The following is a 292-nucleotide window of genomic DNA, read 5'->3' as shown; positions in this document are numbered from 1 at the left end:
CTTCTCAGTAACATACTGGCAGCGCTTCAAGTCATGGTCCCCATCAGGGAGAATTTCAGGCTCCACAATGGGTACAATGCCATTCTGCTGGCAGATGCTGGCATAACGGGCCAGAACATTGGCATTTTCCATGATGGCCAGGGCCGAGGGAGTATGTTCCCCAATCTTTAGCACACAGCGCCACTTGGCAAAGTCGGCTCCATCCTTCTTATACTGGGCACAGCGTTCAGACAGCCCATCCAGCCCCTGGGTAGTTGTCTCGCCATTGGTTCCTGCCAGGGGCACCACACCC

General features: G+C 55.1%; 1 protein-coding gene. It reads right to left on the bottom strand.

The window, feature by feature from the left end; all coding sequences use genetic code 11:
• Positions 1-292, bottom strand: a 292-nt coding sequence (locus ACWA1B_RS22475) for a class I fructose-bisphosphate aldolase (protein ID WP_456910811.1), incomplete at both ends; no start/stop codon positions are given.

The organism is Flavobacterium xizangense (assembly GCF_054075145.1).
This window is presented reverse-complemented; position numbering and strand designations above follow the sequence as displayed.